Source organism: Companilactobacillus kedongensis (assembly GCF_003946625.1).
Lineage (GTDB): Bacteria > Bacillota > Bacilli > Lactobacillales > Lactobacillaceae > Companilactobacillus > Companilactobacillus kedongensis.
Genome location: NZ_RHOR01000021.1, coordinates 22714 through 30955, shown reverse-complemented (window position 1 = coordinate 30955; position 8242 = coordinate 22714). Strand labels below are relative to the sequence as shown.

The following is an 8242-nucleotide window of genomic DNA, read 5'->3' as shown; positions in this document are numbered from 1 at the left end:
GTTGCGGTACCTTTTATCCCATATTTATCCATTACTTGTTTAACTTTAATTCCGGCATTAAGATCATTAATAGCTTTTAGTTTTACATCTTTTGAAAACATAGAAAAACCCTCCTGGTTGGATTACTCCAACTAGGAGGGTGCGGTTCAAATTTTCCAGATACTCTTATTTTGCTTTTTTACGTTTCTTCTTCATTTTATCTACTTTGGCTTTTAGTTTAGCTACATAAATTTTGTTTAGTCGAATCATCAGGTAAATATAATCTGATCTAGTTGAAGAAATATCCCAAGGCATAACGACAAGATTTTCAGGATATTTATCTAGCTCTTCTTTAGTAGGGTAGATATCCAAAGTTGTGATCAAGACATCGACATTTTCAAAGGTTGTTACCGGTACGATCTCGGCGAAATCTAATGATCGAATGTTTCTCGAGATGACTGCTTCGATGGGATTTCCAGGATCAGCTAATAATTTAACGTGAATAATGTCGCTTTCTTTGATGGTTGAAATATAGCTAGGTAGGACCTTGAATAGATCTCTGGCAATATTTTCAGCGGCGTTATAAACACCGGTATATTTTTCGGGATCTACATTACTGAAGAACTCATAAATATCTTGATATAACGATGTGTACTCCTTTGTATCTTCAGGCGAATCATCATAATGACTCCATCGGACTAAGGAATCAGGGGACATGATGTAGTAGAAGATGATTTCACGAGTGACGAAAGTCATAATGTTAGTTAAGATCCTTTGATTATGATAAACACTCATATCATCGTTATAACGCTCTTTGAGAAAATCAACGAAACGATAAACGATAGCATAGAATTTGGAATTGATCTTAAAGTTTAGGTTAATCGGTTTATCACTGTCGGTTTCACCAGCTTCAAAGACTACTTCTTTGAATAAATTAACAAATTTATTTTCCTCACTTAAGGCATCGATCGGTACTAGTGTGTAAGATTCAGGCTTCAAAATTGGGTCACCAATATCATTGTCTTCAAAGACTTCATTAAATTTACCCATATCTTTGATGTAACAACGTTTAGTGATTCTGATCTGTGAAATGGCAAGTAGATATTCTAGTTGCAGACCAGCGATGGGGTTGTCGAAGTGAATGTCAGCATCACTGATGACTTTTTTTATATTATCTTCTTGTACGAATGAAAATGGCCACTCCAAGCCGTGATAAACTTGCCAGTAGACAAAGTAAGCCATCCAACGAATGTTTTTCTCTTCACCTTTGATCTCTAAAGTTGAGTTAGATACTTTTAGACCAAAGTTTTTGAGAAAAATACGGAAATTGGACATTTTACGATTCAACGTAGACTTGCTAGTAAAGTGGTCATTGCTGAAGGCCTCTAACGAAGGATTAGGGCTTGTCAGGCCATAGTTAAAAGCATGAAAGACAATGGCGTTTTTGACTAAGTGCAGACGATACTTATCTACAGAGAGCTTGTCAAAATCGATCGATTCGATCTTGGTAACCTTAGGATCAAGATCAGGAACCAATTCTAGTAAGTCGTTCAGTAAAGCTTGAAAAATGTTGTAAGTCTTTTGGTAAGAAAATTCCATTCGATTACCAATATTGCTTAAGTTCAATTCTTGAGGAGGCAATGATTTGATTACGGTAAACATGTTATACTTTTCGACTTCTTGCCTCACTAAAAATACTTGTTCCAGCATAATCCGATTCTCCCAAATAAAAATGAAGTTAAAACAGATGAATTTAATAACCTACTTGATACTATGTTAACATTTATTTATAATGTTTTGTAATCAGATAGAGGTGCATTTTCAATTAGTCACACTTTTCGAGTAATTTAGGATACTTTGACAAAGGTGTAAAAGGTGAAAATGCCGAAACGAACTCACCCCTAATGGTGTGTTTTGTTGGGACGTTGCTGAATAAGCAGCGGACTGTCGCAAGTTAATTGCGTTGAGCTATTGATCATTTGGATACGAAAGTCCTTATTGTCAGTAGTTTCTTCTGGTAATAAGGATTTTTTTAATCCAAAAAGGGGAAACGAATTATATGGAAAATACAGATGTCAACCGGTCGTTGAAGACTCGTCATTTGTCAATGATCGCGTTGGGAGGTTCAATCGGTACTGGATTGTTTGTTGCTAGTGGTTCATCTATCTCAACAGCCGGTCCTGGGGGAGCATTGATAGCCTATGTGGCTATTGGTATCATGGTTTACTTTTTAATGACCAGTTTAGGTGAGATGGCAACGTACATGCCTGTTTCTGGTTCATTCGCTACATATGCAACAAAATTTATTGATCCGGCTATGGGATTTGCCTTGGGCTGGAATTATTGGTTTAACTGGGCTATTACTTTGGCAGTTGACCTTTCGACAATTTCTTTAGTTATTAAGTATTGGTTCCCAGGTTGGTCTTCATGGAAGATCAGTTTGACGTTCTTAGTTGTTTTATTAGTAATTAATTTAATTTCTGTTGGTTCATTTGGTGAAACTGAATATTGGTTGTCATCAATTAAAGTTACTGCTGTTATTGTCTTCTTGATTGTTGGTGCTTTAACTATCATGGGTATCTTAGGTAATGATGGAGCAGTTGGTTTATCAAATTATACATACAAAAAAGCACCAATCGTTGGTGGAATACCGGCGGTATTGAGTGTTTTCGTTGTTGCTGGGTTCTCGTTCCAAGGTACTGAATTGATCGGTATTACAGCTGGTGAATCAGCCACACCTGAAAAGAGTATTCCTAAGGCTATCAAACAAGTTTTCTGGCGTATTTTGCTATTTTATATTTTATCAATTGCAGTTATCGGAGCCTTGATTCCTTATACAAGTCCTAACTTGTTAGGTTCAGAAGCTGGAGATATTGCTATCAGTCCATTTACTATTGTCTTCAAACGTGTCGGTATTCCACTAGCCGCTGGTATTATGAATGCTGTTATTTTGACATCAGTTATTTCTGCTGCCAATTCAGGACTATATGCTGCTAGCCGTATGCTTTGGTCAATGAGTAAGCAAGGAATGGCACCAAAGGCTTTTGAAAGAACTAATAATCATGGTGTTCCAGTATTTTCACTATTGTTGACTGCCTTAGTTGGTGGTGCCGCACTATTTACAAGTTTATATGGTGACTCATTCTACGAACTATTGGTTGCTGCCAGTGGTTTGACAGGATTCATCGCTTGGCTAGGAATTGCCTTTTCACATTACAGATTTAGAAGAGCTTATTTGAATAAAGGCTATGAACTAGATGATTTGAAGTATAAAGCTAAGTGGTTCCCATTTGGTCCAATTCTAGCCATTGTTTTGGGAATTATTATCATTATTGGTCAAGATATCCGATCACTTGTTAACTTCAATGTTGGTCGTTTATTGATCAGTTATAGTGGTTTGATCATTCTCTTTATCTGCTGGCTGTACTACAAACTTAGATATAAGACTAAGTTTGTTAAGCTAGACGATATTGATGTAGCCGAAACAAAGAAGAATCATCATTTTTAAAATCTAGGAGTTGAAAATATAATTATTTTCAATTATGATATGTTTAAATATTAAAGCTAATAGGATACCTACTCATGAATCTTCCAGAGAAACGATGGTCGGTGTGAATCGTTAAGATTTCTATTCCAGTGTCCTGGTAACGGGTAATTCCGTTCGGTTTGATCCGATAAAGTCTGAAAGTGCAATGTGAGAACATTGAAACTGGGTGGTACCGCGAATGGTCGATTCGTCCCTTTATAGGGATGATTCGGCCATTTTTTAGTAGGAGGAAAAATATGTTAGATATTAAATTGATCAGACAAAACCCTGATTGGGCTAAAGAGAAGTTGGCTGCTCGCAGTATTCCTAATGAGGAAGTTGATGAGTTGTTGGACTTAGATAAGAATCGTCGTGATTTATTAGTTCAAACAGAAACTTTGAAGGAAAAACGTAATACTGTATCTCAAAGTATTGCTCAAAAGAAACGTAACAAAGAAAATGCTGACCAAGAAATTGCTGACATGCAACAAGTTGGTGCTGACATTAAGTCACTTGACGCCAAGCTTGAAGAAGTAAATGACAAGATGAATTATATTTTGGTTCGTTTGCCAAACTTCCCTGATGATTCTGTTCCAGTTGGTCCAGATGAGAGCACTAATAAAGAAATCCGTAAATGGGGAACTATCCCAACAGAGGGCTTTAAACCAAAGCATCACTGGGATATTGGTGAACAACTAGGAATCCTTGACTTTGATCAAGCTGCCAAAGTTTCAGGTAGCCGTTTTGTTTACTACATTGGTATGGGTGCAAGATTGGAACGTGCCGTTTATAACTTTATGCTGGATCAACATCATGAAGAGGGCTATACAGAAGTTATCCCTCCATATTTGGTAAACAACGAAGCCATGTTTGGTACAAGTCAGTTCCCTAAGTTTACTGAAGATGTCTATACAGTTATGGTTGATGAAAACCCTCTAACATTGATCCCTACAGCCGAAGTTCCTTTAACAAACTACTTTGCTGGTAAGATCATTGATGGTAAGGAATTACCTGAAAAGGTTACAGCTTTGTCACCAAGTTTCCGTTCAGAAGCTGGTAGTGCCGGTCGTGATACACGTGGATTGATCAGAATGCACCAATTTAACAAAGTTGAAATGGTTAAAGTTACAGATCAAGAAAGTTCATTTGACGAATTGGAAAAAATGACTGCTAACGCAGAAAATATCCTTCAAAAACTAAATCTTCCATATCACGTTATTGTGTTATCAAGTGGGGATGCAAGTTTCAGTTCAACTAAGACATATGATCTTGAAGTTTGGTTACCCGCACAAGACAAGTATCGTGAAGTTTCAAGTTGTTCAAACTGTTTGGACTTCCAAGCTCGTCGTGCACAAATTCGTTACCGTGATGAGAATGGTAAGACAAAATTGGCTCATACATTAAACGGTTCAGGTCTAGCTTGTGGTAGAACAGTTGCTGCCATTTTGGAAAATTACCAAAATGAAGACGGTTCAGTTACAATTCCTGATGTTTTAGTACCATATATGGGTGGAGTTACTAAAATCACTAAAGAAAATGCCAAATAGTTATTGACCTTTATTTGACAGATTGATAAAATTTAATAGTTGTTGAAAAACAATTATTGAATTATTCCGGATTAGCTCAGTTGGTAGAGCATCTGACTGTTAATCAGGGTGTCGTCAGTTCGAGTCTGACATCCGGAGTACAAAAACTTAGGATCTGCCTAGGTGATAAGATTACATCTAGTAGGTGTAATCTTTTTATTTTGCCAGTTTAGCTCAGTTGGTAGAGCATCGGTATCGTAAACCGGCGGTCACAGGTTCAAATCCTGCAACTGGCATATATATATGTTGTACGCCAAAGATCATGAGTAATTCCACCTGTTGTGTGGACCGTTTCCAGCCAAGGTCTGGAAACTCGATTTTGAGCTTTGCTAATGCAAATCTCAGAATCGTCTGTGGAGTAAAACTCCACACGCACAACTGGTTCCATTACTCATGATCTTTGACTCATATCTAAAAATTATGTAGTCATACCTTGGTATTAGGGTATGGCTATTTTTATGTAAAAACTATTCAATTCGACAAGAAAAAGTATTATCAATTAATATTAAGCCGGAGGGAACGAGAAAATTTACCAGCCGTAATAGTGGTGTTAGAAGGCGGTTTTTCCTTCTTACACCACAGACGTAATTTGAGATTTGCAAAGCAAAGCTCAAATTCGAGGTTCAAGACCTTGGCTTGAGCCGGTCTATGGCAGGTAGATTTTCTCGTGACCGTAGGCAGGCCCGGTACATTGCTTGTCCGCTGAATTTATGTTAAGCTACCCCAATACGTCAAATAAAAATAAGCTGAAACCAACGTCGCCGTTTCATTGACACGTTGTTTTTTTATGCGGAAAAAGGGTGGTATTGTTCATGTTAACCGTCAATAATGTCAGTATGCAATTTTCAGATAGAAAACTATACGAGGACGTTAATCTTAAGTTCACACCAGGAAATTGTTACGGGATCATTGGTGCAAATGGTGCTGGTAAATCAACATTTCTAAAAATAATTGAAGGAAAACTTCAACCAACGACTGGTACTGTTTCGATGGGTCCTAACGAGCGCATGTCTAGTCTTAATCAGGATCACTTTGCCTTTGAAGACAACTTAGTGATGGATACGGTGATCCGAGGTCATCAAAAACTCTACGATATCATGACCGAAAAAAATGCTATCTATTTAAAACCGGATTTCAGTGATGCTGACGGTATTCGTGCCGCTGAATTGGAAACTGAATTTGGTGAAATGGGTGGTTGGGAAGCTGAAGCTGAAGCCAGTCAAATGTTACAGGCTCTAGGAATAGAAGAATCCCTTCATCAATTACCAATGAGTGAATTAACTGAACCTCAAAAGGTTAAAGTGTTATTAGGTCAAGCCTTGTTTGGCAAACCTGATGTCTTACTTTTGGATGAGCCAACTAATGGTCTTGATGTTAAGTCAATTTCTTGGTTAGAAAACTTTTTGGCTGATTATGAGAATACTGTCATTGTTGTATCCCATGATAGACACTTCTTGAATCAAGTTTGTACAAATATGTGTGATGTTGACCGTGGAAAGATCACACTATTTGTTGGTAACTATGACTTCTGGATGGAGTCCAGTGAACTTGCTGCACAATTACAAGCCAACGCCAATGCTAAAAAGGCTGATCAAATCAAACAATTGCAAGAATTCGTGGCGCGATTCAGTGCGAATGCTTCTAAATCTAAACAAGCTACATCACGTAAGAAACAATTGGAGAAGATCACGTTAGATGATATTCAACCTTCATCTCGTAAATATCCATTTATTAAATTTAATCCTGAACGTGAACTAGGTAAGGATCTAGTTCAATTGAAGGGTATTTCTAAGTCGATTGAAGGCGTTAAGATCCTTGATAATATCAATTTGACCCTTCGTCCAGATGAAAAAGTTGCCTTCATTAGTCGAAATGACTTAACAACAACTATCTTAATGCAAATTATTTCTGGAGAAATGAAACCTGATAGCGGTGAGGTTATCTGGGGACAAACAGCAAGTACGACTTATCTACCAAAGAATGTTAATGATTACTTTGCAGATAATAAGATGTCCGTGATTGATTGGCTACGTCAATTTGCTTCTAAAGAAGAAAATGACAATACATTCTTACGTGGATTTTTAGGAAAAATGCTTTTCTCAGGGGATGACGTTAACCGTGAAGTTGACGTTATGTCTGGTGGGGAAAAGGTCCGTGCCATGTTATCTAAAATGATGTTAAGTAATGCGAATGTTCTCTTGTTAGATGATCCAACTAATCATTTGGATCTGGAATCTATCACAGCGTTGAACGATGGATTAGTAGGATTCAAGGGGAGCATCATTTTTACATCACATGATCATGAGTTCATTCAAACGATTGCTAACCGTATTATTGAAGTTAGTCCTAAAGGTATCGTTGATCGTGCAGATACGACATATGATGAATTCTTAGCACACGAAAAAGTTCAAGAACAAGTAGTTAAGTTATATGAATAAATAAGAAAAGATCAGTTATCACTTGAGTTTATCAAGTAATGACTGATCTTTTTTAGAGCAAAAAAATAAACCCATTTCTTGGGATAATGGGTTTATTCGGCGTATTACCAGTAGTGTCCGGGTTAAGTGTGTGAGTGAATGTGAGGTTTCCATGTGTCAAAATAGAGAGGGATTTTATTAACGAATGAAAGCATTCTATTAATAAACTTTGGAATGGGAAATGGGAACTGACAAAATCTTTTATTTAATCGGAAAATTGTTTGAGGGGGGCAATTTTCTGTTTATGGTGATTGAGAAATATTTAATGATATTGAGGATGATATCATAGATATTCTTTTTCTTTGATAAAAGGAAGGAATTGCATTGACACTCACTGTCTTATCCCTTTCACAAATACAGTATATAACAGATGTTTAAACAATTGTAGTCATTTTCGATAAAAATTTTTATATGTTTTTAAAATCACAAATAGCAGGTTTTATGTCATAGTATAAGTAAGTCTATCCAAAAAAATGAGATCGATTATTTTTGTGTGGAAATCAATAATTTTAAAAATAAATTTATTTTATTAGCGGTGGAGAACGCTTATTTAACGGTGTTCTCCATTTTATATTTAGGCGGAATAAAAAATATTACTTTTTTAAGTAATTCTATTGTAAAGCGCTTTCCTTTGAGGTAAGATTTTATTAATCAATTAGTTAATGTTATCACAA

General features: G+C 36.5%; 4 protein-coding genes, 2 tRNA genes and 1 riboswitch. Of the genes, 5 read left to right on the top strand and 1 reads right to left on the bottom strand.

The features are described from left to right. Positions 1-165: 165 nt before the first annotated feature. Positions 166-1689 carry a helix-turn-helix domain-containing protein gene (locus tag EKM60_RS10120; RefSeq protein ID WP_125715102.1) on the bottom strand — a complete coding sequence of 508 codons (1524 nt, stop codon included), beginning with the start codon at positions 1687-1689 and terminating at the stop codon, positions 166-168. A gap of 90 nt (positions 1690-1779) precedes the next feature. Further along, positions 1780-1958, top strand: a riboswitch (Lysine riboswitch). An 80-nt stretch (positions 1959-2038) separates the two neighbouring features. Here EKM60_RS10120 and EKM60_RS10115 point away from each other — a divergent pair. The 5 genes from EKM60_RS10115 to EKM60_RS10095 all read left to right on the top strand — a co-directional run bounded on the left by EKM60_RS10115 (position 2039) and on the right by EKM60_RS10095 (position 7529). Continuing rightward, positions 2039-3487: an amino acid permease gene (locus EKM60_RS10115; RefSeq protein ID WP_125715100.1), complete on the top strand. Its 1449-nt coding sequence runs from the start codon at positions 2039-2041 to the stop codon at positions 3485-3487. Positions 3488-3762: 275 nt separating this feature from the next. After that, a complete protein-coding gene (gene serS / locus EKM60_RS10110) occupies positions 3763-5052 on the top strand; it encodes a serine--tRNA ligase (RefSeq protein ID WP_125715098.1) in 1290 nt (429 codons plus the stop codon). A 65-nt stretch (positions 5053-5117) separates the two neighbouring features. Then, positions 5118-5190, top strand: a tRNA-Asn gene (locus EKM60_RS10105). 64 nt (positions 5191-5254) lie between these two features. Beyond that, positions 5255-5327 (top strand) — tRNA-Thr (locus EKM60_RS10100). 576 nt (positions 5328-5903) lie between these two features. Then, positions 5904-7529, top strand: a complete 1626-nt coding sequence (locus EKM60_RS10095) for an ABC-F family ATP-binding cassette domain-containing protein (RefSeq protein ID WP_125715096.1) — start codon at positions 5904-5906, stop codon at positions 7527-7529. Positions 7530-8242: the final 713 nt, after the last annotated feature.